Annotated in this window: 24 protein-coding genes; 15 read left to right on the top strand and 9 right to left on the bottom strand. The window is 70.7% G+C overall.

From position 1 onward, the window contains the following. Together D7W81_RS03930 and D7W81_RS03925 are read right to left on the bottom strand one after the other, a co-directional pair. Positions 1–705: Kelch repeat-containing protein (locus tag D7W81_RS03930; RefSeq protein ID WP_279637799.1), on the bottom strand; the 705-nt coding region annotated here is incomplete at its 3' end. A gap of 147 nt (positions 706–852) precedes the next feature. Next, positions 853–1,167 carry a DUF2171 domain-containing protein gene (locus D7W81_RS03925; RefSeq protein WP_120553955.1) on the bottom strand — a complete coding sequence of 105 codons (315 nt, stop codon included), beginning with the start codon at positions 1,165–1,167 and terminating at the stop codon, positions 853–855. 152 nt (positions 1,168–1,319) lie between these two features. Between D7W81_RS03925 and D7W81_RS03920 the strand changes: the two genes are divergently transcribed. Beyond that, positions 1,320–1,517: a hypothetical protein gene (locus D7W81_RS03920; protein ID WP_120553954.1), complete on the top strand. Its 198-nt coding sequence runs from the start codon at positions 1,320–1,322 to the stop codon at positions 1,515–1,517. Between the two features lie 6 nt (positions 1,518–1,523). On the opposite strand, the gene D7W81_RS03915 is transcribed toward D7W81_RS03920, so the two are convergent. Beyond that, positions 1,524–2,537, bottom strand: a complete 1,014-nt coding sequence (locus tag D7W81_RS03915) for an ABC transporter ATP-binding protein (protein WP_120553953.1) — start codon at positions 2,535–2,537, stop codon at positions 1,524–1,526. 198 nt (positions 2,538–2,735) lie between these two features. Between D7W81_RS03915 and D7W81_RS03910 the strand changes: the two genes are divergently transcribed. Then, positions 2,736–3,779: an oxygenase MpaB family protein gene (locus D7W81_RS03910; protein WP_120553952.1), complete on the top strand. Its 1,044-nt coding sequence runs from the start codon at positions 2,736–2,738 to the stop codon at positions 3,777–3,779. 4 nt (positions 3,780–3,783) lie between these two features. On the opposite strand, the gene D7W81_RS03905 is transcribed toward D7W81_RS03910, so the two are convergent. Beyond that, positions 3,784–4,068: a DUF427 domain-containing protein gene (locus D7W81_RS03905; protein WP_120553951.1), complete on the bottom strand. Its 285-nt coding sequence runs from the start codon at positions 4,066–4,068 to the stop codon at positions 3,784–3,786. A gap of 36 nt (positions 4,069–4,104) precedes the next feature. After that, positions 4,105–4,932, bottom strand: coding sequence for an alpha/beta fold hydrolase (locus D7W81_RS03900; RefSeq protein ID WP_120553950.1), 828 nt, complete (start codon positions 4,930–4,932; stop codon positions 4,105–4,107). A 140-nt stretch (positions 4,933–5,072) separates the two neighbouring features. Between D7W81_RS03900 and D7W81_RS03895 the strand changes: the two genes are divergently transcribed. The 10 genes from D7W81_RS03895 (at position 5,073) to D7W81_RS03850 (ending at position 18,845) form a co-directional block, all read left to right on the top strand. Continuing rightward, entirely contained in the window at positions 5,073–7,136 is a 2,064-nt protein-coding gene (locus tag D7W81_RS03895) for a HEAT repeat domain-containing protein (RefSeq protein WP_120553949.1), read from the top strand. 13 nt (positions 7,137–7,149) lie between these two features. Continuing rightward, positions 7,150–7,866: a hypothetical protein gene (locus D7W81_RS03890; protein ID WP_244226947.1), complete on the top strand. Its 717-nt coding sequence runs from the start codon at positions 7,150–7,152 to the stop codon at positions 7,864–7,866. A gap of 32 nt (positions 7,867–7,898) precedes the next feature. After that, positions 7,899–8,471, top strand: a complete 573-nt coding sequence (locus tag D7W81_RS03885; RefSeq protein ID WP_120553948.1) for a hypothetical protein — start codon at positions 7,899–7,901, stop codon at positions 8,469–8,471. Next, a complete protein-coding gene (locus D7W81_RS03880) occupies positions 8,461–8,745 on the top strand; it encodes a DUF7660 family protein (protein ID WP_120553947.1) in 285 nt (94 codons plus the stop codon). Before D7W81_RS03885 ends, D7W81_RS03880 begins: the two co-directional genes overlap by 11 nt. A gap of 568 nt (positions 8,746–9,313) precedes the next feature. Beyond that, on the top strand, positions 9,314–10,720 hold the full coding sequence (locus D7W81_RS03875; RefSeq protein ID WP_120553946.1) for a TolC family protein: 1,407 nt from the start codon (positions 9,314–9,316) through the stop codon (positions 10,718–10,720). Further along, positions 10,708–11,913 carry an efflux RND transporter periplasmic adaptor subunit gene (locus D7W81_RS03870; protein ID WP_120553945.1) on the top strand — a complete coding sequence of 402 codons (1,206 nt, stop codon included), beginning with the start codon at positions 10,708–10,710 and terminating at the stop codon, positions 11,911–11,913. The genes D7W81_RS03875 and D7W81_RS03870 overlap by 13 nt, the downstream gene beginning before the upstream one ends. A gap of 9 nt (positions 11,914–11,922) precedes the next feature. Beyond that, entirely contained in the window at positions 11,923–15,120 is a 3,198-nt protein-coding gene (locus D7W81_RS03865; protein WP_120553944.1) for an efflux RND transporter permease subunit, read from the top strand. Between the two features lie 89 nt (positions 15,121–15,209). Next, positions 15,210–17,054: a cyclic nucleotide-binding and patatin-like phospholipase domain-containing protein gene (locus D7W81_RS03860; RefSeq protein WP_120553943.1), complete on the top strand. Its 1,845-nt coding sequence runs from the start codon at positions 15,210–15,212 to the stop codon at positions 17,052–17,054. A 70-nt stretch (positions 17,055–17,124) separates the two neighbouring features. After that, complete coding sequence (locus tag D7W81_RS03855) at positions 17,125–18,093, top strand: 3-oxoacyl-ACP synthase III family protein (RefSeq protein ID WP_120553942.1); 969 nt, start codon at positions 17,125–17,127, stop codon at positions 18,091–18,093. Beyond that, entirely contained in the window at positions 18,090–18,845 is a 756-nt protein-coding gene (locus D7W81_RS03850; RefSeq protein ID WP_120553941.1) for a lysophospholipid acyltransferase family protein, read from the top strand. Before D7W81_RS03855 ends, D7W81_RS03850 begins: the two co-directional genes overlap by 4 nt. Here D7W81_RS03850 and D7W81_RS03845 read toward each other — a convergent pair. Continuing rightward, positions 18,827–19,369 carry a DUF2378 family protein gene (locus D7W81_RS03845; protein ID WP_120553940.1) on the bottom strand — a complete coding sequence of 181 codons (543 nt, stop codon included), beginning with the start codon at positions 19,367–19,369 and terminating at the stop codon, positions 18,827–18,829. The genes D7W81_RS03850 and D7W81_RS03845 overlap by 19 nt on opposite strands. A gap of 219 nt (positions 19,370–19,588) precedes the next feature. Here D7W81_RS03845 and D7W81_RS03840 point away from each other — a divergent pair, with 219 nt between their 5' ends. Beyond that, a complete protein-coding gene (locus tag D7W81_RS03840) occupies positions 19,589–21,856 on the top strand; it encodes a hypothetical protein (protein ID WP_120553939.1) in 2,268 nt (755 codons plus the stop codon). 27 nt (positions 21,857–21,883) lie between these two features. On the opposite strand, the gene D7W81_RS03835 is transcribed toward D7W81_RS03840, so the two are convergent. Continuing rightward, entirely contained in the window at positions 21,884–22,426 is a 543-nt protein-coding gene (locus tag D7W81_RS03835) for a DUF2378 family protein (RefSeq protein ID WP_244226946.1), read from the bottom strand. A 209-nt stretch (positions 22,427–22,635) separates the two neighbouring features. Further along, entirely contained in the window at positions 22,636–23,199 is a 564-nt protein-coding gene (locus D7W81_RS03830; RefSeq protein ID WP_244226945.1) for a DUF2378 family protein, read from the bottom strand. Between the two features lie 136 nt (positions 23,200–23,335). On the opposite strand from D7W81_RS03830, the gene D7W81_RS03825 reads away from it, so the two are divergent. Then, positions 23,336–24,082, top strand: a complete 747-nt coding sequence (locus D7W81_RS03825; protein ID WP_208721150.1) for a 3-keto-5-aminohexanoate cleavage protein — start codon at positions 23,336–23,338, stop codon at positions 24,080–24,082. Positions 24,083–24,150: 68 nt separating this feature from the next. Further along, positions 24,151–25,011, top strand: coding sequence for an SDR family NAD(P)-dependent oxidoreductase (locus D7W81_RS03820; protein WP_120553937.1), 861 nt, complete (start codon positions 24,151–24,153; stop codon positions 25,009–25,011). On the opposite strand, the gene D7W81_RS03815 is transcribed toward D7W81_RS03820, so the two are convergent. Next, on the bottom strand, positions 25,001–25,867 hold the full coding sequence (locus D7W81_RS03815; RefSeq protein ID WP_208721148.1) for a methyltransferase domain-containing protein: 867 nt from the start codon (positions 25,865–25,867) through the stop codon (positions 25,001–25,003). The two genes, D7W81_RS03820 and D7W81_RS03815, sit on opposite strands and share 11 nt — an antisense overlap. Between the last annotated feature and the right edge of the window lie 5 nt (positions 25,868–25,872).

The following is a 25,872-nucleotide window of genomic DNA, read 5'->3' as shown; positions in this document are numbered from 1 at the left end:
AGATGTGTATAAGACACAGCCCACCGCCCCCGCCTTCTCCCAGTGGCCCGTCACCGGGTCGTACAGCTCCGACTGCAAGCCACTCGCGAAGAGCACCTTGCCCGTGCGCAGCACCACCGCGGTCCCCGCGCCGCCTCGCGCGTACGCCGGCGCCTCCGCCACGCTCCAGGTCCCCGACACCGGGTCGAACAGCTCCGCCGAACGCACCGGTTGCAGGTCCACGTCCGTGCCTCCCGCCACCAGCACGCGCCCGTCCGGCAACACCGCCACCGCCGGATCGTTGCGCGCTTCAGTCATGGGCGCCGCTTGCGTCCACAGGCCCGTGTCCGGCGCGTACAGCTCCGTGCTCGCCAGCGCGCCCACCGTCACGCCGTTGGAGCCGCCCACCGCCAGCACGCGCCCGTCCAGGAGCCGCACCACCGCGTGGTTGCGGCGCGCCGTGCGCAGCGCCCCCGTGGACCGCCACCGCCCCGTATCCGGGTCGAAGACCTCACAGCTGCCCAGCGTGCGGCTGCCGTCATGCCCTCCCGCCGCCAGCACCCGCCCGTCCTCCAACGCGACATAGGGCAACAGCCGCCTCGGCGTGGACAACACGCCCGGCACCGGCGCCTCCACGCCGCCCGCATCCGCTCGCGGCGCGGGCCCGCACGCGAACACCACTCCCAACCACAGCACCGTGACGCAAGATGTCGAAAACCGTCGCATGACCCCACCGGGACGTCTGGCCGAGGGGTTCGTTTAGCGCGCCGGTCTGACATCCGAGCCGTGCAAGGCCCTGGAATCACAGGACCTTGTCCTGCCCTCCGGGTCGGAAATCCGGAACTTCCGGAGGCAGGGCCGGGGCCTTCCGCGTCAGTGCCGCGTGGGACCCACGGGGTTGTTCAAGGGCTCCGCGTCCAGGTTCTCGCTGTGGCGCGGCGGCAGGGCCCCGCCGTCGTCGTCCTCCTCCAGCGTGAGCTGGGAATGGTCCGCGGGCTTGAGCAGGACCTCCTCCCCGCTCACGGCCTCCACGTCGCGGTACTCGACCAGGTAGTCGCGCCGGGGAATGGGCACCAGGCCCTGCTCCAGTTCGAAGTGCGTGTCGCCCACGCCCGCCACCCGGCCCAGGTGATGTCCGTCGGCGGTGCGCACCGACATGCCCTCGCGAATCTCTCCCGCGTGAATCATCCCGTCGCTCCTTGCGCTCATGGGGTCCTCACCAAGAGTGGGGTCGCTCCCGCCGCCGTGCGCGCCCCGGCAGGCAGCCCGGTGGGCCCTCGGGCCGCCTTCTTCCATGGTCCCGTTGCGCGGTGCCTAACGTTGCCGCAGGAGGTCCCCCCATGCTGCTGGAACTGTCGAACGACGAATCGCGCGTGCTGAAGGACGCCGTGGATTCCTCACTGCAAACGCTGCTGGCTGAAATCGCCCGCACGGATCAACGCGAGCACAAGGAAGCGCTGCGCCAGCGCCATGACCGGCTGGCGGCACTCCAGCGCAGGCTGGAACCCATGGTGGAGAGCGAACAGGTCTACGCCTGACCTGACTCACACCGCGCGGCCCGTCTTCGCGTCGAACCGGCGCAGGAACCGCGCGTCGTGGCGCAGCCACACCGTGTCCCCGCTCGCGGCGCGGAAGTCCCCGGGCGCTCGCGCCACCAGGCGCTCGCCGCCGGTCTCCACCGTCACCCAGACCTCCGCGCCCATGGGCTCCACCAGGTACACGCGGCCCTCGCGCGCGTCCGGCGGACAGGGGCCCTGCCCCACCTGGAGGTGCTCCGGCCTCAGGCCCAGCACCGCGTCCCCGTCCTCCAGCCCCAGCGTGGACGGCTTCACCAGGTTGATGCGTGGCGAACCGAAGAAGCCCGCCACGAAGAGGTTCGACGGCGCGTCGTACAGCTCGCGCGGTGGGGCCACCTGCTGCACCTCGCCCTGGCTCATCACCACCACGCGGTCCGACAACGTCATCGCCTCCGCCTGGTCGTGCGTGACGTAGATGAACGTGGCCTTGAGCTGTTCGTGCAGCTTCTTGATCTCGCCGCGCATCTGCGTGCGCAGCGCCGCGTCCAGGTTGGACAGGGGCTCGTCGAAGAGGAACACCTTGGGCCTGCGCACCAGCGCGCGCCCCAGCGCCACCCGCTGCCGCTGCCCGCCCGACAGCTCCTTCGGCCTGCGCGCCAGGAGCGCCTCCAGCCCCAGCACCCCGGACACCTCGCGCACGCGCGCGTCCACGTCCTTCGCCTCCATGCCCGCCACCTTCAGCGGGAAGGCCAGGTTCCCCGCCACATCCAGGTGCGGATAGAGCGCGTAGCTCTGGAACACCATCGCGATGTCGCGCTCGCGCGGAGACAGATCGTTCACCAGCTGCCCGTCGATGCGCAGCTCGCCGCCCGACAGCTCCTCCAGCCCGGCGATGAGGTTCAACGTCGTGGACTTGCCGCACCCGGAAGGGCCCACCAGCGACACGAACTCGCCGTCCGCGATGTCCAGCGTCACGCCCTTCACCGCCGCCACCCCACCCCGGTACACCTTGCGCACGTCCTGCAGGGACACCGTCGCCAAGGCTCCGCTCCTCCACTCAGGGCCGCGCCCCGCGAAAGGCCCCAGCATCGCCGCTCCCCTCCCCTCGCGAAGCCCCGTTTCCATGTGGCCCGTCACATCCCCTACGTGTCGGGTTTTCCAGAGCGGGCGGTTTGTTACAGGTTCAACAGTTCTCTAGACTCCACCGGGAACGCGCCGTCCGCCGGAGAGCCCGCCCCCATGCCCTTCACCTTCCGTGGCCAGAACCTGGACGCCCTCCTGGGCGACCCGCTCACCGCGGCCAACAGCCTGTACGGCATCATGGGCGCGGCGGACGCGGAGCTGATGGAAGGGCTGCGGCTGCACTGGAAGAAGCACATCCGCGAGACGCCCGGCGTGAATGGCACCGCGTGGCGGCCCGCGCTCAAGGCCTTCTCCGCCATCGAGGGCTTCTGGGGCAACACGTACAGCGACCACCGGCTCGCGAAGGTGCTCTACGGCCCGGGGCACTCCGTGGCGACCGCGGCGGTGACGGGCGTGCAGTCCTCCGCGCAGTTCCTTCGCGACTTCGAGGCCGCGCGCGACGAGGCCTTCTACGTCTTCTTCCAGGCCACGTCCGTGAACGAGCTCGCGGGCGTGTCCTTCAAGGCCACGTACTACCACAAGGACGTGTCCGCCCTGTTCGAGCAGCGCCCGCACAGCGCCATCAAGGCCATCGTGTCCCGCCGGGTCATCGAGACCGCGCAGATCATGCTGCGCATCCTCTACGGCAACATGAACATGGGCTGGGGCAGCCTCTACAGCACGCGCACCCTGGCCACGACCCTGCTGCTGGCGCAGATGCACAACTCCGCGCTGAGCCACTACCAGTCGCACTACACCGGGCGGCGTTGCTACAACCAGAGCGCCGTGGCGTTCACGCTGCTGACGTTCTCCTATGTCGTCGCGCAGGCGTGGGTGGACAAGGGCTACGAGTTCAACGAGCAGCGCTGGTACTACTTCTGGAAGCTGGTGGGCTCGCTCCTGGGCGTGGACTCGCGCCTCATCGCGGACGACCACGCGGAGGCCGCCCAGCTGTGGGTCCTCTTCTTCGCTCGCGGCGAGTGCTTCGGAGGAACGCCCGCGCCCTACCCCACGAACCTGGACAACGGCCGCATCGACCCGGGCCTGCTCGCGGGCTACTCCGTGCAGCCGGAGGCGAACCTCATCCAGTGGGTGCCCGCCTTCATCGTCACCCAGATGCGCAACAGCGTGCGCTGGGGCAAGTACCTCCTCGGCTACTGACGCTTCAGCGCTCCACCGTCACGCCCTTCCAGAAGGCCACGTAGCCCTTGATGTTGGACGCGGCCGGCTTGGGCTCCGGGTAGTACCAGGCGGCGTCGGCGTTCGTCTGGCCGTCCACCTCCACGGAGTAGTAGCTCGCCTCGCCCTTCCAGGGGCAGGTGCTGTGCGTCGGGCTGGGCTTGAAGTGCTCGCGCGACAGGCTGTCGGGCGGGAAGTAGACGTTGCCCTCCACCGTCTCGTAGGTGTCGCTCTTCGCGAGCACGGTGCCGTTCCATTTCGCGACTGGCATGGGGAAAGCCTCCTGGGGGTTTGGGCTAACGGCGCGTCAGCCCGCGTGCGCGGCCTGGTTGGACGCGTGCCTCGTGAGGAAGGGGGCGAGCTCCGCGTTGACGAGCGCCGGCTCCTCCACGCTGGACGAGTGGCCACCGCGCGACAGGCGCACCAGCTGCGAGCCCGGGATGAGGGAATGGATGCGCTCCGACTTCGCGGGCACCGTGGCGCGGTCCTCCTCCCCCACGATGACGAGCGTGGGCGTGCGGATGCGCGGCAGCTCATCCGCGACGGACTTGCGTTTCATGACGCCGTTGACGGCGCGGTAGATGTCGCGGCGGTTGCCCTTGAGGCGCGCACGCCACAGCGCCCGTTCCTCCGCGCGGCCGGGGTCGGTGAGGAACGACGTGCCGAACATGATGCGCATCACCGGCGCGGTGACGGGGGTCAGGCCCACGTAGCGCGCCACGAGGTTGAGCGCGGTGTAGCGCGGCACGTTGGCGGGGGGCTCGGGGTCGGCGGACGTCTCCAGCAGCACCAGCGAGCGCAGCAGGTCCGGCCTTCGCACCGCGAGCCGCATGCCCACGAAGCCGCCCATGGACAGGCCCACGAAGTGGACGGGCGCCACGCCCAGGGACTCGATGAGCGCGACGGCGTCCGCGTACACCGTCTCCATGTCGATGACGGACTCGGGGGGCACGTCGCTCTGGCCCTGCCCCCGGTGGTCATACGCGATGCAGCGGAAGCGGCCTCGCAGGGCCTCCACCTGCGGGTCGAACAGCCGGGTGCTCCAGAGGAGCCCGTGGCTGAAGAGGACCACGTCCCCAGCGCCGCCGGTGTCCTCGTAGTACAGCCGGGTTCCATTCACGGACCGCATGGGCATGAGCACGGCCTCCCTTCGCTGACCGGGGACCCTAATCCAGGGCTCGCCAGGACCGCAGCCCTCCCTGGGAGGTCGTTGTCCACTGGAGGAGAAAGGCTTGCCGGGAGCACCGCTTGTGCCGCCCGGCGCTTGGGAGGAGCATGGACGGCACCTTCCGGATGCGCTCCTCTCGCCCTGTCCTTGTCGCCCTCGCGGTGGTGGTTCTCGCGGTGGGTCTGTTCTTCGTCCTGCGCCGCTCGGCCGCGCCTCCCCCCGCCGCGCCCGCGCCGGTGGCCCAGGCTCCAGCTCCCGCTCCGGTGGCACCGGCGCCCGTGCCGGTGAAGACGGTGGAGGCGCCGCCCGCGAAGCCGAATCACTTCGTGGGCTCGCAGGTGTGCGCGGACTGTCACGAGGAGCAGCACACCGGCTGGAAGCATGACTGGCACGCTCGAGCGCTGTCGCCCGCGGCGAAGCCGTACGTGGTGGGCACGTTCACGGCGGGCACGCACTTCAAGGGCGAGTCCAGCGAGGCGTGGATGCGCCGCGAGGGAAGCAAGTACCTCATGCGCACCAAGGGCGCGGACGGGAACCTGGGCGAGTGGCCGGTGCAGTGGGTGGTGGGCGGCAAGCGGATGCAGGACCCCATCACGCTCTTGCCGGACGGCCGCTGGCAGGTGATGCCGGTGTACTTCCACGTCACGGGCAAGCCCGAGTGGGTGGACTACTCGGAGAAGAAGCAGGGGGCGCTGTCGCCGGACCACCCGTTCTTCTGGACGAACTTCCGCCGCAGCGCGCAGCACGCGTGCCTGGACTGCCACGTGACGGGGCTGGACGTGCGCTATGACCGGGCGGCCCACCAGTGGGAGACGAAGTTCGCGGACGCGGGCGTGGCGTGCGAGTCCTGCCACGGGCCCGGCGGGCGGCACGCGGAGTCGCAGCTGCCCGCGGACATCATCCAGCCGGCGAAGCTGTCAAAGGAGGAGGGCTTCGCGGTGTGCGCGCAGTGCCATGGGCCGCGCCGCACGCTGTTCCCCATGCTGGACGCGCAGCACCGCTTCCAGCCCGGCCAGCGCTACGACGCGAGCTATCAGCCCATGGTGCTGCTGGTGGGCAACGAGCGCTCCGGGGACTTCTTCCCGGATGGCCGTCCCAGCACCTCCAGCTTCGAGTACCAGGCGCTCATCCAGTCCCAATGCCACCTGCAGGGCGGGGCCACGTGCCTCACGTGCCACACGGCGCCGCACGACGCGAGCGCGCCCAACGAGGTGAAGAAGCAGAAGCCGGTGGCGGCGCGCACGTCGGTGAACGCGGCGACGTGCCAGGGCTGTCATCAGGAGGTGGTGGCGCAGGGAGAGCAGCACACGCACCACAAGGCCGCGGCGGCGCAGGACTGCCTGGCGTGTCACATGCCGCCGGTGGTGTCGGGCGTGCTGGACCACTTCGCGGACCACGCGCTGGACGTGCCGGTGCCCCAGAACACGGCGCGCCACGACGTGCCCAACGCGTGCAATGCCTGTCATGCGAAGGAGACGCCGGACGCGATGCAGGCGTCGCTGGTGAAGTGGTGGCCGAAGGCGGAGGCGCGGCAGCAGCGGCGCTTGCGGCTGGCGGACGCGTTCGACGAGAAGACGGCGGCGCGGAGCCGGGGGCCGCTGGAGGCGGTGCTGGCGGACACGTCGGAGGCGGGCACGCTGCGGGGCGCGGCGGCGAAGTTCCTGGCGCGCCGGTTCAAGCACGACGCGGTGCCGGCGCTGCGGGCGGCGTTGAAGGGCACGACGGACAGCACGTTGCGCTCGGACATCATCGACGGGCTGGGCGCGGCGAACGCGCGCGAGGCGACGGAGGACCTGGTGCCGTTGTTGAAGGACGGCTCGCTGTGGGTGCGGCAGGGCGCGGCGCTGACGCTGGCGGCGTTCGGGGACACGCGGGCGATGCCGGCGTTGCAGGCCTTGGCGACGGAGCCGGAGACGCGCGGGCTGGTGCAGCCGCACGTGATGCTGGGACAGCTGGCCATGCGCAAGCGCGACGTCGTCACCGCGACGCGTGAGTTCGAGCAGGCGTTGGACCTGCAGCCCTACAACGCGGAGGTGCTGGTGCGCCTGGCGGACCTGTACGTGGTGCAGGGCAACGCGCAGAAGGGCCGCGACCGGCTGGAGGAAGCGCTCCGCTTCGACCCGCAGAACAAATCCGCGAAGCAGCGGCTGGGGATGCTGCCGGCACAGTGAGCGGATGGGAACCATGGCAAGGCTTCTGGTTGTGTCGCCGCTGCTCCTCGGGCTCGCCTGCGCGCAGCCTGCTGCGACACCCGGGGTCGTGCAGATCAATGCGCGCGACATTCCCGAGCGCATTTCAGGCCCCATGCCTGGTTTCGGGCCGTTCGACACGTACTCTGACGCACTCATCTCCGCCTGCTCGATGATGCTGAAGCAGCCGCATGCCACGGCGGGACGGAAGTCGGACATGAACTTCCGGCTGAGATGGGACCTGTCGCAGGAGTACTGCGCCTGGATCTATTACACGCCTGATGAGCGCTTCGAGATGAGCATGATGTCCGTGACGACCATCCAGGACGCACGTGGCAAACGGAGCTGCCGCCTTCCTCCCAAGGTGGATGACGCCCGCTACCCTCCCGAGAGCCTGGGCTACGTGTACCTGCTCCACACGCATCCCTACGAAGGCGAACTCACGGAGCAGGACATTCGCTACATCGTTTCCATGGGGTTGGAGCATGGCTGGGAGGTGAAGACGAGGGCGGGAATGCTCCGGCTGTCACTCGTGGCCTTCTTCTCGGCATCGAGTGACCCCGCCAATCCCTCTTGCGACGGCTTCTTCCAGTACACGCCCACCACCGGCGATCTGTCGAAGTGGACGCAGGAGCGGAATCAATGGCGCCGCCAGTCCATCGGCAGCGTGAGCTGGATCGACGCACAGCACTATCGGATCGACCGCCATTAGGTGTGAGGTCGGGGCATTCACGAAGAGGGCTCATGGCGATAAAGCACTTCATGCTTCCGGCAGCGTTGCTCCTGGCGGGCTGCCCGCGGGCCACGCCCACGCGTGGTGCCTGGACGAATGACACGTCCATTGAGTTTCCCCAGTTCTTCGAGCGGCCCGCCGTGGAAGCGGGCGCGGATGGAGGCGCGGTCGAACTGAGTGGCGGCGTCCTCCATGCGCTCGACGTCGCCGCCGCCGACTTCCTGGGCCCACAAGATGCCAAGACCCCGTGCGTCGACCGGCGCGAGTCACACCGGTACAGGGTCATCCAGCGGCAAGGCATTATCTTCATCCGGATCGATGAAGATCCCCGGGCCTGTGGCCTGACGGTTCCCGCGCTGCACTCGGGCGCGCAGTATGCGGTCGGAAGTGATGGCCGGATCCTCCGCCGCCTTCGGGACGGCGATCCGGATGGGGCTCTGATGCCAACGGATGCGGGCCCCGGCGTCCTGGTTCCCACGTCGGAGGTCGGCCGGTCCTTCGATGCACCCGAGGGTTCCGTGCCCTTGCCGTTCCTCCAATCACCCAGCCTGGATGCGGGAACCGGAGTGCGCCATGCCCCATGACCTGCACCAGCTGTTGAAAGAAGTCGCGGACGAGGCGTCCTTCCTGCGTTTCGTCCAGGCGCTGAGCGAGGACTTCGAGGAGGACCGCGCGGAGGCTGCCCGTCGGCCTCCAGCTCCGCACGAACCCAGCCCGCTCGGCTGGGAGAACGGCACCATCGGGGCGTTCCTCGAACGAGGCGCTTCCTGGGGCGAGGACACCCAGGACCAGGACCGCTCGCCCAATCCCTGGCACCGGTGCGCGAGCATCCTGTTCGCGGGCAAGTTCTACGAGTGACCGTGCCCTTCCAGCGGCTTCCCGTCACGGGCTTCAAGCCCCCCAACATGCAGGATGTCCGTCGGATGAGAAGGTGAGAACCCAGTGGGGGCTCCCCGCCGGCGGCGTGGCGCGCGAACTGGTCCGACAGTCGGACCAGTTGGGAAGCCACGGCCGGCGAGGGCCTCCCGCTCCACCCGGGTTCCGGGCAACTGGTCCGACTGTCGGACCAGTTGGGACTTCCTCGGGCAGGAGAGGCCCTGCATGGAGGCCCGGGGCCTGGCGGGCATGACCGCCGTGGCGTGCTGAACGCGCGCCCTCCCTTCAAGACAGACGCCCGCTCGGCGCTCGCGACGCACGTTGGCTCTTCCCTTGCCACCGCCCGCGTCAGGACGCGCCATGCCTCTTCGAATCCCTCCACCCTCCCTGCCCTGCCGTCCGTAAGGGGTCCCCCGGACGTCCCGCCGTGGCGGGGGGTCTGTTCATCGTCCGCTGAGCACTTCCTCGCCCGGCCGTGCCGTTCACTGGAGCGCCGGGGGCGCGAACCGTGGCGGGGGCTGGCTTCGTCCCCACCTGGGGAGCATCCCTTATGAACGCGCTTGTGTTCGCAGCCCTGCTGGTCCCCGCTGGCATCCCCGGCGCGGCGACAGCACAGCCCGGCTCCGGACAATCCCTGCCGGTCCTCGCGCAGTACACCGCGCCACCGCAGCGCGCTCCGCCCGCGCCTCCCGCGCCCCAGCAACTCCAGTCCTGGAACGAAGCGCTCACGCTCCTGCGCCAGCGCTCCACCGACCTCCAGGCGGCCCTGGGCCAGATTGAAGTCGCGGCGGGCACGTGGCGCGTCGCGCTCGCCAACCTGCTGCCCTCCGTCGGGGGCGAGCTGTCCGCCCAATACAACATCCTCAACCCGGACATCCCCGCCGTGGGTGGCGGCGTCGGCGGCGGCGTGGGCGGTGGCGTCAGCGGCGCCGGAGGCTTCACGCCCACGCAACTGCTGGGCATCGGCGTGCTCACCGCGAACGTGCCCGTCGTGGACCTGGCCAGCCTCTACGCCCTGGGCAGCGCGAAGGAGTCGCGGCGCACCGCGGACCTGTCGCTCGCGGAGACGCGCCGGCAGCTCACCCGGGGCCTCGCGCAGGCCCTGGTCTCCGTCTCCTCCTACGAGCGGCTGGCGGAGGTCAACCGCGTCAACCTGCGCACCGCGCTGGAACGGCTGGCCCTGGCGCAGCGCCGCTTCGAATTGGGCGCCGGCACCCGCCTGGATGTCGTCCGCGTGGAACAGGACGCGCAGTCCGCACGCCGCAACGTCGTCACCGGCGATGAGAACCTGCGCCAGGCGCGCGAGTCCCTGGGCCTGGCCCTGGGCACCCCGACCCCCGTGGGCATCAAGCCGGGCCTGGAATTGAACACGTTCCTCCAGGGCGCGAACGCGGCCTGCCGCACGCTGGAGTCGCTGGAGAACCGCCCGGACATCGCCGCCGCGCGCTCACGCCAGGTGGTGGCCGAGCGCGCCATCGGAGAGGTGAAGCGCCAGTACGCGCCCACCCTGGGCATCACCAGCACCACCACCGGGCTCACCGTCAACCCGGGCTTCGCGGAGGTGCCCATCTGGAACATCGGCGCCAGCCTCGTGCTGCCCTTCTGGGACGGCGGCGCGCGCGAGGGCCGCCTGCGCCAGGCGCGCGGACAGCTGGAGCAGGCCCGCGCGGACGTCACCAACCGCGAGCGCAACATCGCCGTGGAGGTCACCCAGGCGAAGCGCGCCGTGCAGGTGACCCGCGCGACGCGGGACCTGGCGGACCGCGAGCGGAGGCTCGCCGAAGAGAATGACCGGCTCACCCGCCGCAGCTTCGAGGTGGGCACCGGAACGAGCTTCGAGCTGGTGCAGTCAGCCGGGGCCCTGCGGCAGGCTGAACTGGAGCTCGTCATCCGCGACTTCCAGTTCCGCCAGGCCCAGGTGGATGCATTCCTGTCGGAGGCGGCATGCGATTGGTGAGGGGCGGTTGGGGCGCGTGGGGGCTCGCCGTCGCGCTGGCAGGCGGGTGCAGTGGCGGCAAGGACCCCGGCCAGGCCGTGCCCGGAGGCGGCCCTCAGGCGGGCCAGCAGAGCCAGGGCGGCGGCAAGCCCACGCCCGTGCAGGTGATGGCGGTGAAGCCCGGCCCGGTGCGCGACACCCGCGAGTACGTGGGCACCCTCATCTCCCGCAGCAGCATCACCGTCGTCCCGCAGGTCGCCGGCTACATCCAGAGGATCAACGCCCGCCCCGGCCAGCAGGTGAAGGCCGGCCAGGTGCTGCTCGTGGTGGACCCCCGCCAGGAGCAGGCCACGCTGCGCGCCACCCAGGCCCAGAAGGCCTCCGCCGTCGCCAGCCGCGAGTTCGCGCGCAAGACGCGTGAGCGCAGCGCGCAGCTCCTCAAGGAAGGACTCGTCAGCCGCCAGGACTACGAGCAGGCCGTGGCCCAGGCCGCGCAATCCGAGGCCCAGGCCCGCGCGGCGGAGGCGCAGATTGAGAACCAGCAGGTGCAGCTGGGCTTCTTCAACGTGAGCGCCCCCTTCGACGGCGTCGTCGGCGACATCCCGGTGAAGCTGGGCGACTACGTGACGCCCCAGACGGGGCTCACCATCCTGGACCAGAGCCGCGCGCTGGAGCTGTCCGTGCAGGTGCCGGTGGACCAGGCCGCGCGGGTGAAGATTGGAGAGACGCCGCTGGAGGTGCTCAACGAGGACGGTGAGCCCATCGTCCGCGCTCCCGCCTTCTTCATCGCCTCCACGCCCAACCCCAACACGCAGCTGGTGGAGGTACAGGCCGCCTTCGAGAACACCGTGGGCCTCAAGGCCGGCCAGTTGGTGCGCGCGCAGCTGGTCTACGACGTGCGCGACGCCCTGAAGATGCCCACCACCGCCGTCACGCGGCAGGGCAGCCAGTCCTTCGCCCTGGTGGTGGGGGAAGGTGACGCCGGCACCGTGGTGAAGCGCCAGCCGGTGACGCTGGGGCTGGTGGAGGGCAACGACTACGAGGTGCTCAAGGGGCTGGACGCGGGCACCCAGGTCATCATCAGCGGGGTGCAGCAGCTGCGGGACGGCATGCCCATCCAGCCGAAGCCCGCGCAGCAGGCACAGGGGCAGACAGAAGGCATGCCCCTGCCGCCAGCGCAGGGCACGGGCGGCGGCGCGGACGCGGGCCGGTAGGGGGCTGCCATGTTCACCGACTTCTTCATCCAGCGCCCCGTCTTCTCCAGCGTGCTGTCCATCCTCATCACGCTCGTGGGCGCCATCTCCATTCCCAGCCTCCCCATCGAGCAGTACCCGGAGCTGGCGCTGCCGCAGGTGCAGGTCACCTCCACGTATACCGGCGCGTCCGCGGAGACGGTGGAGAGCGCCGTCACCACCGTGCTGGAGCGCCAGCTCAACGGCATGGAGGGCATGCGCTACATGTCCTCCACCAGCACCAACGACGGCCAGTCCACCATCACCGCCACGTTCGACCCGTCACGCGACGTGGACCTGGCGGCGGTGGACGTGCAGAACCGCGTCGCCACCGCCACGCCGCAGCTGCCCGCGCAGGTGAACGCGCTGGGCGTCACCGTGCGCAAGGCGCAGACGCAGCTGCTCGTGTCCTTCGGCATCTATGACAAGGAGAAGCGCTACGACACGGAGTTCCTGAGCAACTACGCGGACGTCTTCATCCGCGACGCGCTGTTGCGCGTGAAGGGCGTGGGCGACGTGCGCATCTTCGGCGAGCGCCGCTTCGCCATGCGCCTGTGGCTGGACCCCACGGAGCTGGCCCGGCGCGGCCTCACCGCGCAGGACGTGGTCAACGCGCTCCAGGAGCAGAACGTCCAGGTGGGCGCGGGCAAGGTGGGCCAGGCCCCGTCCTCCAAGGACCAGGCGTACCAGCTGTCCCTCCAGGTGAAGGGCCAGTTGTCCTCGGCGGAGGAGTTCGGCGCCATCGTCATCCAGCGCGGACGGGAAGGCGCCCTGGTGCGCATCCGCGACGTGGGCAAGGCGCAGCTGGGTGCGGAGAACTACCAGCAGCTGTTGCGCTTCAACGGCCAGGACGCGGTGGGCCTGGGCATCACGCAGCTGCCCGGCTCCAACGCGCTGGAGGTGCGCGAGGGCGTGGAGGCGGAGCTCAAGCGGCTGGCCGGCAACTTCCCGCCGGGCCTCACCTATCAGGTGGCCTTCGACACCACGGCCGCGGTGAGCGCCTCCATCGAGGAGGTGCTCAAGGCACTGGGGGAAGCCATCCTCCTGGTCGTCCTGGTCATCTTCATCTTCCTGCACGGCTGGCGCAGCGTGCTGGTGGCGGTGACGACGCTGCCGGTGTCGCTCGTGGGCACGTTCATGTTCGTCAACGCGTTCGGCTTCTCGCTCAACACGCTGACCCTCTTCGGCCTCACGCTGGCCACGGGCCTGGTGGTGGATGACGCCATCGTCGTCATCGAGAACGTGGAGCGCGTCATCGAGCACGAGAAGGTGGACGCGAAGGAGGCCACCCACCGGGGCATGCAGCAGGTGGCCGGCGTGGTGGTGGCCACCGCGCTGGTGCTCTCCGCGGTGTTCATCCCGGTGTCCTTCTTCCCCGGCACCACGGGCGCCATCTACCGCCAGTTCGCGCTCACCATCGCGTTCTCCATCAGCCTCTCCGCGCTCGTCGCACTGACGCTGTCCCCCGCCCTGTGCGCGCGCCTGCTGCGCCCCAACGAGGGCCAGAAGTTCGTGCTGGCACGCAAGTTCGACGAGGGTCTGGACGCGCTCCGGCGCGGCTACGGGAAGCTCTTGCGTCTCATGCTGGGCAAGGCGCGCTGGCTGGTCGTGGCCGTCTTCGCCGTGTTCCTCGTGGCCACGGGCCTGCTCTACCGGGCCACGCCCACGGGCTTCATCCCGGACGAGGACCAGGGCTACCTCATCATCGCGGTGCAGGGTCCGGAGGGCACGTCGCTGGAGTACACGCGTAACGTGCTCATCCAGGTGGAGAAGCTGATTGGCGAGCAGGAGGAGGTGACGCAGATCTTCACCGTGGGCGGCTTCTCGCTGTTGGGCACGGGCGCCAACTACGGCTCGCTCTTCATCAACCTGAAGCCGTGGGAGGAACGCACCACGCGCGAATCCAGCGTGGCCGGCCTGGTGGAGCGCCTGCGCGGTCCGCTGTCCCAGGTGGGCGGCGCGCGCGTGCTGCCTCTGCAACCGCCCGCCATCCGCGGCGTGGGCAGCGTGGGCGGCTTCGAGTTCGTGCTGGAGGACCAGCAGGGGGGCCGCACGCTGGAGGAGCTGGCGCAGGCCACCCAGGCCCTGGTGGGCAAGGCGAGCCAGGAGCCGCGCCTGCGCGGCGTGTTCTCCGCGTTCACCGCGGGCTCGCCGCAGCTCAACATCGACGTGGACCGGGAGAAGGCCAAGGCGCTGGGCGTGCCCCTGTCCTCGCTGTTCTCCACGCTCCAGGTGTACCTGGGCAGCCAGTACGTGAACGACTTCACCTTCTCCAACCGCGTCTACCGCGTGTTCGTGCAGGCCGCGACGCCCTTCCGCGACAACCCGAAGGACATCGGCAGCTTCTACGTGCGCTCGGACACCGGGGCCATGGTGCCGCTGGAGGCGCTGGTGAAGGTGGTGCCGGTGACGACGGCGCCCAACATCACGCACTACAACCTCTTCCGCTCCGCCAACCTCAACGGCCAGGGCGCTCCCGGCGTCTCCACCGGACAGGCGCTCCAGGCCATGGAGGACGTGGCGAAGCAGTCCCTGCCGCCGGGCTTCACCTACGAGTGGACGGGCCTGTCCCAGGAGCAGAAGAGCGCGGGCAACACCGTGCTCGTCATCTTCGCGCTGGGCATCGTGTTCGTGTTCCTGGTGCTGGCCGCGCAGTACGAAAGCTTCGCCCTGCCTTTCGTCGTCATGCTCGCGGTGCCCGTCGCGATGATGGGCGCGCTCCTGCTCCAGAACCTGCGCGGGCTGGTGAACGACGTGTTCTGCCAGGTGGGCCTGGTGATGCTGGTGGGCCTCGCGTCGAAGAACGCCATCCTCATCGTGGAGTTCGGCGAACAGCTGCGAGCCCAGGGACAGGGCGTGGTGGAGTCCGCCATCAACGCGGCGGAGACGCGGCTGCGCCCCATCCTGATGACGTCCTTCGCGTTCCTCTTCGGCGTGGTGCCGCTGATGCTGGCCAGCGGCGCGGGCGCCTCCGCGCGCAAGTCGCTGGGCACGGCCGTCTTCGGCGGCATGCTCTTCTCCACCTTCGTGAACCTCATCTTCATCCCCGTGCTCTACGCGCTGGTGGAGGGGGCACGCACGAAGGTCCTGAAACACCGCAAGCACGGCAATCCACCAGGGGGCCCGCAGAATCCGCCGCCGCCGTCCATCCCTCCCGAGGAGGAGCCACCGCGACCCCAGCCGGCGTGAGCACCGCGTCGCGACGGACCCGCGCAAGCGGGCAGGCACCCGGGTGCGCTATCCGGCGCTGGAGCGTCCTGGTTATCCTTGGGCGACGCATGGCTTCTCCCCTGACTGTCGATGAGCGGCGTCGGTGGCTGTACACGTTGAAGCAGGCTCCCGCGCTGCGCCACACGCGTGCGTCCGTCCTGCTCCGCCTGCTGGAGCGGGCCCGCCCGGTGGAGCCCCAGCCGGGCGAGGGCATCTGCCGCGAAGGCGAGCCGGTGGAAGGCATCTACCTTCTGCGTTCGGGCGAGTGGCGGGTGATGGCGGGAGGGACGGTGCTCCTGCACCTGCGCTCGGGGATGTCGCTGGGGGTGGAGGCGCTCGCGCGAGGCACGTGGCCCGTCACCGTGACGGCCGGATCCGCGTCGCACGCCCTCTTCCTTCCCCGCGCGGAGCTGGAGGCGGTGGCGGCGGTGCCCCGTCACGCGGGCGCGGCCGGGCGTGTGGACGTGGTGACGTTCCGTGCACAGGATGGTTTGGAGCTGCCGCCTCGGGTGTTGTCCCTGCTGGTGGAGCTGGTGGCGAAGGTGATGGTCCACGACTTCGGGGACCGGGTGCTGCTCGTGCGCCCGGGGCCAAAGCGCATGGAGGGCGCGGTGCGGGGCGCGGACGGCGTGTTCCGCCGCACGGTGGGCCCGCGCGCGGCGCTGCTCCCCGAGGGTGAGGACTTCGACTGCGTGCTGGTGGATGGCGTGCCGGTGCCGGACGGCCTGACGCCTCGCGAGGTGTGGCTGCTGCCGCCGGGAGGCGCGGTGGACGGCCTGGGGACACCGGGAGCGCCGGTGCTGCCCACCGTGCTGCTGTCGCCGTGGCGGCCGCAGGGCAGCCCGACGCTGTGCGGGCGCTCGCTGCCGGACGAGGACGGATGGGACGAGCACGCGCCGCCCCCCGGGTGCCGGCTGCGGCTGGACTGGGAGCGGCTGGTGGTGCGGCCCGGGGACTCGCGGCCGCTGGCGGCGCTGGGGCTGGACGCGGGGACGCGGGACGCGCTGTCGCGGTGGGCTCGAGCCATCACCGGCCGGCGCGTGGGGCTGGCGCTCAGCGGCGGCGGCGTGTGGGGCTTCTACCACGTGCACCTGTTGCGCCGACTGGCCGCGCTGGACGTGCCGGTGGACTTCCTCAGTGGCGCGAGCATGGGTTCGCTGGTGGGCGCGTACTACTGCGGCACCGCGCGCGACGGCCGCGAGGGATTGGATGGCCTGCGCCGGCTCCAGCACCGCGCCCGGGGCGGGCACCTGTCCGCCGCGGCGCTGTCCTCCGTGGTGACGACGCAGGCCATGGAGTGGCTGGTGCGCGGCGACCTGGGGGACCTGGCGCTGGAGGAATTGCCCATGGGCTTCCTGCCGGTGACGACGGACCTGACCACCGGCCGCTGCGTGGTGCTGGAGAAGGGGCCGCTGGCGCTGGCGGTGCGCGCCAGTGGATCCGCGCCGGGAGTCTGGGCGCCCACGCTCCAGCCGCCCGCGCGCTACGTGGACGGGGCCTTCACCAGCATGGTGCCGGTGGACGTGCTGCTCAACGCGGGCGCGGACCTCGTCTTCTCCAGCAACATCTTCCCCATGGGCCAGCACCACGCCACGCGGCCCCTGCTGCCCGGCGCGGTGGGGCTGTTCCTCTCCGCGCTCAACCCGGTGGCGCGGGCAAAGGACCTGCTGGCCAGTGGGGTGTTGCTCCTGCACCGCAACGGCGACCTGGAGTCCGCGCGAGGGGACCTGCGCTACGACGTGGGCACGCGAGACCATCCGCTGCTGGGGTCCATGCGCTTCACGCACGTGGACGAGGTGCTGGACGAGGCCGCGCGCGACATGGCCCTGGAGCAGAAGCTGCTGGAGCTCAAGCAGGCGTGGGAGTCGCTGCGCGGGCGCAGGAATCCGTCCGGCGGCAGGAGGGCGGCGTGAGTCCCGTGCGCATCGTGGCGAGGGAGGCCTCTTGCATGCGCAGGCACGTCGCCGACGACAGGAGGGCTCCGTGATTCCGGTCCGCATCCTCGGCACGGCGGGCGTGCTGCCTGGTCCACCGGTGACGACCGCGGAGGTCTGCGCGCGAGTGGGCCGGGACGCCCTGGAGGTGGAGCGCAAGACGGGCATCCGCACGCGGCACTTCGCTCCAGCGGGGACGCGCGCGGCGGACCTGGGCGCCCAGGCCCTGCGGGAGGCCTTGGATGCCGCGGGGCTTCCGGCGACGGCGCTGAAGCGCATCCTCTTCGTGTCGTCCATGGGCGGGGACGTCACCACGCCGGCCAACGGCAGCCGGGTGGCTGCGGCGCTGGGACTGTCCGGGACGTGCGACGCAATGGACGTGGGCAACGCGTGCATGGGCTTCCTGAGCGCGTTCGACCTGGCGGCGCGCTCGGTGGCGACGGGGCTGGGGCCGGTGGGCGTGGTGTCCGTGGAGCTGCTGTCGCGCACCACGCGGCCGGAAGACCCGCGTCCCTACCTGGTGCTGGGCGACGCGGCGGCGGCGGTGGTGCTGGGCGAGGCGCGGCCCGGCGAAGGCGTGCTGGGCGCGGCGTTCGGCAACGACGGCACGCTGCCACCGGACGTCGTCCTGGAGAACCCGCACCAGACGGGCGAGCGCCAGGGGATGCGCTTCCTCACGCCGTCGCGGGACATGACGCGCGTGGCGCTGGGGGCGCTGACGCGCGCGGCGTCGGCGGTGCTCCAGGGCGCGGGGCTGACGGTGGTGGACGTGGAGTGGGTGCTCACGCACCAGCCGAACGGGAGCATGTTCGCGGCCATCCTCCAGGCGCTGGAGGTGCCGGCGGAGAAGAGCGTCACGGTGGTGGACACGGTGGGCAGCGTGGGCTCCGCGTCGCTGGGCACGGGGCTGGACCGGCTGTGGCGCACGCGGCCGGTGAAGCCCGGGGACCGGGTGTTGATGGTGGGCGTGGGCGCGGGCGTGGCGCACGGCGCGGTGCTGTACCGGGTGGGCGGATGAAGTCACCGGCGGCGGTGGCGGCGAGGGCCGCGTGGCTGACGACGTTCCGCCTGCTCCAGCGCTACCACCGCTATGAAGTGGTGAACCTGGAGCCCCTGTTGCGCCCCGGCGCGAAGCTGCTGGTGGGCTACCACGGGAGGCCGCTCGCGGTGGACCAGTGCATGCTGACGGTGACGCTGCACGACCACCTGGGCTACCTGCCGCACGGCATCGCGCACGGCGCGTTCGGCCGCATCCCGGGCATGCGCCAGGTCACGGACGGGCTGGGCTTCGTCACGGGCGACGGGCCGCGGCTGGCCGAAGCCGTGAAGAAGGGCGAGCACGTGCTGGTGCAGCCGGGAGGCACGCGCGAGGGCTGCCGCGACTTCCGGCACCGCTACCGCGTGGACTGGGGAGAGCGGCTGGGCTACCTGCGGCTGGCGGTGCGCTACGGGCTGCCCATCGTCCCCATCGCGGGCCACGGCATGGACGACGCCTACGTGGGCCTGAACGACGGCTACGCCTGGGGCAAGCGGGTGGGGATGCCGGGGCGGCTGCCGCTGTGGCTGGGCGTGGGCGCCACGGGCCTGTGGCCCCTGTCCCTGCCCTTCCCGGTGAAGATGACCCAGTGGGTAGGTGAACCGCTGACGACCCACCTGGCCCCGGAGTTCAACGCCGCGGACCGGGAGTCACTGCTGGCGGTGCACCGCGAGGTGACAGGCGCGGTGCAGGGGCTGCTGGACGCGGCGCGGGACTACCAGCGCACGCGGTAGATGGCGGCGCGGCCCTGGCGGGACTCGACCACGGTGGTGAGCCCCTTCACGCCGGTGGTCAGCGTCCCGTGGTGGCAGATGGAGCCGATGAACTCCGGGTAGGTCCCGCCCTCGTTCACCTTGATGCGGTAGTCCGTGTCCGCCACCCGCTCCACGTCCACGTGCAGGAAGTTGCTGCCAGAGGCCAGGTTGCGCGACGTGCGCTCCAGGGCGCGCGCGGGGCCCAGCAGCTTCAGCACCGTCTGGAGCGCGCGGCCCATGTTCGTCTCGAAGTAGCCCGACACGAAGCGCTCGCCCAGCAGCCACTGCGCCTCGTTCATGGACACGTTCGGGAACAGCTCCGTCGCGCCGATCTGCAGCAGGCGCTGCCAGACGGCGTTCGGGTACGCGGGCTCCAGCTTCCGGTCCAGGTCCAGCCCGGCGTCCTTGAACTTCGCGCGCAACGGGCCTTCCAGCCGGCCCTTCATGGCCAACAGCAGGCCTTCGACCGTATGGCCGAAGACGATCTCGGACGGGTTCGACACGAGGGGCTCCTCCGCCGCGGCTCGGGGGATGACGCGGCTGGGTGCCCACTGGTTAGACCGGATACCGACGGGTGAACAACCCCTACATCCCCAGGGTGATGACGATTTCACAGCCAGACAGTCACACCTCCCTGCCGTCAGAAGCATCCAGGCAGGCCTCGCCGCAATGATTGCCGGTCTGTCCATGAAACAGAGGCATTCGACGTTGGGGGGAGCACCATGAGCTGGAGCATCCACATTCCCGCGGTGAACACGCTCAAGCTCGCGCTGGGCAACGCCGCGCATGAGCAGGCGCTGGGCCACGCGGAGCTGAACGGCAACAAGGCCATCCCCATCCAGGGAGGCCAGGTGTCCCTGACGGGCACGCTCAAGGTCCCCGTGGAGCTCTTCAACGACCGGGATGACCAGGACGCGTACGGCATCATCGGCGTGCCGCCCAAGGAACTCGACGGCTCCTCGGTGGAGCCCCTCTTCTCCCCGGACGGCGCCGCGTGCTGGCTGAAGTACGCGGCGGAGCTGAGCGCGGAGGCCAACGGCCAGGGGAACTTCCCCTTCGTGGAGCTGAGCGGCGGCGGGTCGCTCCAGGTGAAGGTGGCGGACTACCGGCACCACGCCGCGACGAAGACGCTGGAGGCCGCGCTGGGTTCGGACGCGAAGTCCCTGCGCCTGCCGTTCGTGCTGGGGGACGTGCAGGCGCTCCAGCCCGGTGACGCGCTGTCGTTCCAGACGCGCGTGGAGCTGAAGGCCGGGGTGAAGGTGTCCTGGTCCGCCATCAGCACGTCCCTGGTGGCCGCGCTCGCGAAGCGGCTGGCCGGGCAGCTGGTGCTCGAACTAAACGCGGAAGTGGGCGCGTCCATCGGCGGCACCGTGTCGCTCCAGGACGAGTTCCGCATCGTCTTCTCCCGGCCGAAGGACGGTGGACCGTTCCGCGTGTCGGTCCGCAAGGCCACCTCGGACGCCGCGGCGGTCCACGTGTCCGCGGGCGTCACGCTGGGGTACTCGTCGCCGCTCATCGCCTCCCTGCTGGGCGCCGTGGACGCGAAGGTGCAGGACGCGCTGAAGCTCGTGGAGGGCCTGGAGCAGGGCTCGCTCGCGCCCGCGCTCCTCCAGGTCGCCGCCGCGCTGCTGAAGCAACTGGGCTTCCTCAAGGCGGTGGAGCCCACGCTCGCGTCGGTGAAGGCCGCGTATGAAGAGCTGAAGGACTTCGTCGAGAGCGTGGTGAGCGGGACGCTCAAGGCCGGCTTCGAATACGAATACGCGCGGAGCACCGACGACACGACGCTCCTGGAGCTGGAGGTGCCCGTGCAGGAGCTGGCGGGCGCACACGCGGCGTTCGTCTCCGGCGACCTGGCCTCCATCCAGCAGCGGGTGCAGGACACCTGGCTGCGGCGCTACTTCCACCTGAAGTCCGTGGAGTCCCAGCGCGTCTGGGGCCTGGGCCTGGGCTGGCGCGACTTCAACTTCGCCTCGCAGGAGGACCGGCGGAAGCTCAAGGCCGTGGTCCAGCACGCGTCCCGCGACCACCGGCAGGGCCCCCGCCGCTACGCCTTCCTGGGGGCCCGCAGCTACACGAGCTCGGGCGTGCTGTACGGAAAGACCTCCCGCTGGGGGCTCGACTTCAGCGCCCAGATGCCGCGCTTCAGCCTCACGCCCAGCGCGGACGAGTTCGACTACGCCCTCTTCGCGCAGAGCCAGGTGGAGGACGGCTTGTCAAAGGAGCTGATCCAACGCGCGGTGGACGCCGCCACCGTCTGGGGCGCGGTCCTCCCGGACGACGCACCGGCGCTGGTGGAGCGCCTCTTCCGCTCGGCGCCCGCGGGCACGAAGACCACCACGCGGCTGGAGCTGCGGGTGGACAGCGCCAGCTTCCGGAGGCTGCTCTTGAAGCTGGGCACCGAGCCCGTCTTCGAACGCAACGCCTTCGCGAGGGCCCTGGCGCGTGCGATGCCCCGTGCCAGCCAGCCCGTGCGCACGGGCTTCCAGCGGCGGGAGGAGCTCTACACGCCGCTCTGGGACGCGTACCTCAAGGACGGCGCGAAGGACTGGACGCTGGACAAGGCGAGGGCCACCGTGGCGTACCACCTGAAGACCCAGGCGGGCGCGGACGGCTTCGTCGCGTCGCACTGGGAGCAGAGCGGCGCCACGGGCACGTTCTCGGACGTGCTCGTGCAGTCATCGCGCTACGGGGGCGACGTCGGGAGCAGGCCGTACGGGAAGGTGTACGCGTTCTGGAAGGACCTGCTCGACAAGCTCAGCGCGTTGAACAAGGCCATCCACCTGGAGACCGTCATCGCGGAGAACGACTCAAGCTCCGTGGTGCAGCAGGCCTTCGCGGCCCTGGATGACCTGGTCTGCGACGACTTCCGCGTCGCCGCGTTCGTGGCATGGCTGGATCAGCTGGCCGTGCGGTGGAAGCTGGGCTCGGGCGTGCAGCGCATGCTCCAGGTGCGCGTGGGAGACCAGGAGTTCGTCATCTCCCACGGCTGAAAGCCCTGCTCGGGCCCCCCTGCCGCGCTACCAGCGCATCCGGTACGTCGCGGCGGGGGACGCGTGGGACTCCACCACGGTGGTGAGCCCCTTCACGCCCGTGGTCATCGTCCCGAAGTGACAGAGGGCGCCAAGGAACTCCGGGTGGATGCCGGCGTCGTTCACCTTCAGCCGGTAGTCCGTGGGCGACAGCCGCTCCACGTCCACCTGCACGTAGTTGCTGCCGGAGGCCATGTTGCGCGTCGTGCGCTCCAGCGTGCGTGAGGGGCCCACCAGCTTCAGCACGCCCTGCAGCGCGCGGCCCATGTTCGTGGAGAAATAGGCGGAGATGAACCGCTCGCCCAGGTGCCAGTGCGCCTGTGGCGCGGGCAGCTCCGGGAAGAGCGTCTCCGAGCCCAGCGCCAGCATCTGGTACCACTGCGCCTTGGGATACGCCGGCGCCAGCTTGCGATCCAGGTCCAGGCCCGCGGCCTTCAGCTTCGTTCGCAGCGGACCTTCCAGATGCCCTTCCAGCGCCACGAGCAGACCTTCGACCGTGTGGCCGAACACGACTTCATCCTGCGGATTCACGACGTGATGCTCCTTCGCCACGGCTCGGGGGAAAGCCGTGTGCGCCCGTCATGGGTAGACGGTTGCGCGTCTGCGGACAACGGATCCGTCCTGTTCCCGGTGGATTGTTCCACCAGCGGACGGATCATTCCGGGGAAGCCCTGCGGGCCCTCCTCCAAGTGCTCACTGTCACGGGTTCCGTGACTTCATCGCGGTGCGCCCGGGACGCACTACCAGCGCATCCGGTAGGTCGCCGACGGTTCCTCGCGGGCCTCCACCACCGTCGTGAGCCCCTTCACGCCGGTGGTCAGCGTCCCGAAGTGGCACAGGGCCCCGATGAACTCCGGGTGGCGGCCCCCTTCGCTCACCTTGAGCCGGTAGTCCGTGGCGCCCAACCGCTCCACGTCCACCTGCAGGAAGTTGCTGCCGTAGGCCAGGTTGCGCGTCGTGCGCTCCAGCGTGCGCGCGGGGCCCAGCAGCTTCAGCACGCCTTGCAGCGCGCGGCCCATGCGGCCGGCGAAGTAGGCGGTGATGAACCGCTGGCCCAGGTGCCAGTGCGCCTGCGCGACGGAGAGCGTGGGGAAGAGCGCCTCCGCGGCGATGATCAGCATCTGGTGCCACTGGTCCTTGGGATAGGCGGGCTCCAGCTTCCGGTCCAGGTCCAGCCCCACTTCCTTCAAGCGCCCGCGCAGCGGACCCTCCAGATGCCCATCCAGGGCCACCAGCAGGCCTTCGACGGTGTGCCCGAAAACGACCTTCTCCAGGGGACGCACGATGGGCAGCTCCTTCTCCACGGCGCGGGGAGGCGTCCTTCATCGGTAAACGCTCACGGACCCGGGAACAAGCCACCCCTCCCTTCGTGCAGCGGGGTTTCCACCAGCGGACGGAGCAACTTCACGAAGCCCGTGGACCGGGGTCATCCGTGGCTTCATGCCGCACATGTTGCTCAAGGTGTGCCTCAACGGAGCCCGCGCGGCCATGGATCATCCCCGGGTGCCCGTCACCCCTGAAGCGCTCGCGCGCGACGCCGCTGCCTGTCACGCCGCGGGCGCGGGCGCGTTCCATGTGCATCCCCGCGCGGCGCACGGCGGCGAGTCCCTGGACGCGGCGGACGTCGGTGTGGCGGTGTCCGCCATCCGCCGCGCCTGTCCGGGTGTGCCGGTGGGGGTGAGCACCGGCGCGTGGATCCTCCCGGACGTGACGGCCCGCCACGCGCGGGTGGCCAGCTGGAAGGCGCTGTCCGCCGGCACCCGGCCCGACTTCGCCTCCGTGAACCTGTCCGAGCCCGGCTGGGAGTCCATCGCGGAAGCGCTGCTCGACGCGGGCATCGGCGTGGAGGCGGGCGTGTGGTTCCCGGAGGACGTGCCCCGGCTCATGGCGTGGCCGCGCGCGGCGGAGTGTCTGCGCATCCTCGTGGAGACGCAGTCGCCCCAGCCAGAGGCCGCGTGTCAGGAGGCGCGGGCGCTGGTGGACCTGCTGCGTGCCACGGGCCTCGCGCGTCCGCTGCTCGTGCACGGCTCCGAGGGCGGCGCGTGGGCCGTGCTCGGCGAGGCCGTGCGCCAGGGCTTCGATACACGCATCGGCCTGGAAGACACGCTCGTGCTTCCGGACGGCCGGCACGCGGAGGACAACGCCGCGCTGGTGGCGGCGGCCCTCCAGACGATGCGCGCGCGGTAGGCCTTCACTGCCCGCATGGGCTGATCCTCCAAGCCCCGGCGCGTGAGGGTTCCTATGATGGGCACATCATGCACGTGCCACCAGCCGCAGGCGGATCCCCTCCCAGCACATCGGAGGGTGCCCCCGCCCCGGCGTGGGCGCTCATCCTGGGCGCCTCCTCCGGCACGGGCGCGGCCATCGCGGAGGCCGTGGCGCGCAAGCCGGGCCTGGACGTCTTCGGCGTGCACCGGGGCCGCTACGTGGACACCGCGCGGGAGCTGGAGGCCCGCGTGCGCGACCTGGGCCGGGACATCCACCTGCGGCAGGCGGATGCCTCCACGCCCGAAGCCGCCGAGGCTGGCGCGGACGAGCTGCTCCAGCGCGCGGGCCCCCGCAGCGTGAAGCTGTTCGTGCACGCCATCGCCGGCGCGTCCGTGGGGCGCTTCCTCTCCGAGGGCCCGGACCGGCTGCACCCGCGCCGCATCCAGCGCACGTTCGACTGCATGGCGCACTCGTTCGTGTACTGGACGCAGGCGCTGGTGCGGCGCGACCTGCTGGCCCCGGACGCGCGCCTGCTGGGCCTGCAGAACCCGCTGGATGAAACGCACCTGGGCAACACCGGCCTCATCAGCGCCGCCAAGGCCTCGCTGGAGATGTACGTGCGCCACCTGGCCATCGAGCTGGGCCCGAAGGGCCACCGCGTGAACCTGCTCAAGTTCGGCACGGTGATGACGCCCGCGCTGCGCCACGTCTACTCGCCGGAGGCGCTGGCCCAGCTGGAGGCGCGCCACGCGGCCATGAACCCCGCGGGGCGCATGGGCACGCTGGACGAGGTGGCCCGCTTCGTCACCGTGCTCGTGGGGGATGACGCCGCCTGGTTCAACGGCGCCACCATCGACTTCACGGGCGGCATGACGCTGAAGCTGATGGACCTGGTGCTCAACCCGTGACGGCCGCCGGAACGCGGAACGTGAGGCAGTAGTAGAACGGTGACACCTGTTCCTCGATGACGCCTTCGGCGCCCTGCGGCAGCAACGCGCGGGGGCTCTTCGCGTCGCGCGTGTAGAACGTGAGGGCGCGGAAGGCGGCGCGCTGGAACAGCGATGGACGGAAGGCCGCGTCCAGCTGCTCGTCCACCACCACCAGCGGCGTGTCCGGCCGCGCCACGCGCGCCATCTCGCGCAATGCCACCGCGGGCTGGCGGTAGCCGCCAATCCCTCCCACGTGGAAGACGCGGTCGAACGTCGCGTCCCGGAACGGGAGCGCGTGCGCGTCCGCCAGCAAGAGCCGCGTGTCCTTCACGCCCCGGGCCTTCTTCAGCCGCTTCTCGCACTGCGCCAGCATGCCGGTGCTCAGGTCCAGGCCCCACACCTCCACGGGAAGCCCGGGAGGCAGCGAGCCCCGGATGCGCGGCAGGTTCGCGCCCGCGCCCACGCCCACCTCCAGCACGCGCACGGGCTGCCCGTCCTCGCGCGGCTTGAGCGTGCCCAGTTCCAGCCTGCGCATGTACCCGTCGCGCATCCGCGACTCGGAGACGGACTGGAACAGCGGCGTCAGCACCGCCGTCAGCGGGTCGTGCAGCGCGGGCAGCCCGTCGTAGATGTGGCGCATCAGGCGGTCCGTGCCCTGCACGCGGTCCTCGCGGTACAGCCGCGCGAGCCCGTCCTCCACCTCCCACGTCTCGCCGCAGCCGCCGCAGCGCAAGCGGCCCTCGTCCAGCCGGTCGTCCTCGTTCTGCCCGTGCCACACCAGCTGGCCCCGGCAATCCGGGCACGCCAGCAGCGCCACGTCCTGCACTCGCATCATCGCTT

It is taken from the genome of Corallococcus aberystwythensis, from assembly GCF_003612165.1.
Classification (GTDB): domain Bacteria; phylum Myxococcota; class Myxococcia; order Myxococcales; family Myxococcaceae; genus Corallococcus; species Corallococcus aberystwythensis.
Note: the sequence above shows the minus strand (reverse complement) of the source record. Positions and strands in the feature narration are given on the sequence as shown.

Coding starts and splice junctions, on each gene's coding strand:
- D7W81_RS03925 (WP_120553955.1), bottom strand. CDS start 1,167: ATGATTCACGCGGGAGAGATTCGCGAGGGCATGTCGGTGCGCACCGCC.
- D7W81_RS03920 (WP_120553954.1), top strand. CDS start 1,320: ATGCTGCTGGAACTGTCGAACGACGAATCGCGCGTGCTGAAGGACGCC.
- D7W81_RS03910 (WP_120553952.1), top strand. CDS start 2,736: ATGCCCTTCACCTTCCGTGGCCAGAACCTGGACGCCCTCCTGGGCGAC.
- D7W81_RS03905 (WP_120553951.1), bottom strand. CDS start 4,068: ATGCCAGTCGCGAAATGGAACGGCACCGTGCTCGCGAAGAGCGACACC.
- D7W81_RS03900 (WP_120553950.1), bottom strand. CDS start 4,932: ATGCCCATGCGGTCCGTGAATGGAACCCGGCTGTACTACGAGGACACC.
- D7W81_RS03895 (WP_120553949.1), top strand. CDS start 5,073: ATGGACGGCACCTTCCGGATGCGCTCCTCTCGCCCTGTCCTTGTCGCC.
- D7W81_RS03890 (WP_244226947.1), top strand. CDS start 7,150: ATGGCAAGGCTTCTGGTTGTGTCGCCGCTGCTCCTCGGGCTCGCCTGC.
- D7W81_RS03885 (WP_120553948.1), top strand. CDS start 7,899: ATGGCGATAAAGCACTTCATGCTTCCGGCAGCGTTGCTCCTGGCGGGC.
- D7W81_RS03880 (WP_120553947.1), top strand. CDS start 8,461: ATGCCCCATGACCTGCACCAGCTGTTGAAAGAAGTCGCGGACGAGGCG.
- D7W81_RS03875 (WP_120553946.1), top strand. CDS start 9,314: ATGAACGCGCTTGTGTTCGCAGCCCTGCTGGTCCCCGCTGGCATCCCC.
- D7W81_RS03870 (WP_120553945.1), top strand. CDS start 10,708: ATGCGATTGGTGAGGGGCGGTTGGGGCGCGTGGGGGCTCGCCGTCGCG.
- D7W81_RS03865 (WP_120553944.1), top strand. CDS start 11,923: ATGTTCACCGACTTCTTCATCCAGCGCCCCGTCTTCTCCAGCGTGCTG.
- D7W81_RS03860 (WP_120553943.1), top strand. CDS start 15,210: ATGGCTTCTCCCCTGACTGTCGATGAGCGGCGTCGGTGGCTGTACACG.
- D7W81_RS03850 (WP_120553941.1), top strand. CDS start 18,090: ATGAAGTCACCGGCGGCGGTGGCGGCGAGGGCCGCGTGGCTGACGACG.
- D7W81_RS03840 (WP_120553939.1), top strand. CDS start 19,589: ATGAGCTGGAGCATCCACATTCCCGCGGTGAACACGCTCAAGCTCGCG.
- D7W81_RS03825 (WP_208721150.1), top strand. CDS start 23,336: ATGCCGCACATGTTGCTCAAGGTGTGCCTCAACGGAGCCCGCGCGGCC.
- D7W81_RS03820 (WP_120553937.1), top strand. CDS start 24,151: ATGCACGTGCCACCAGCCGCAGGCGGATCCCCTCCCAGCACATCGGAG.
- D7W81_RS03815 (WP_208721148.1), bottom strand. CDS start 25,867: ATGATGCGAGTGCAGGACGTGGCGCTGCTGGCGTGCCCGGATTGCCGG.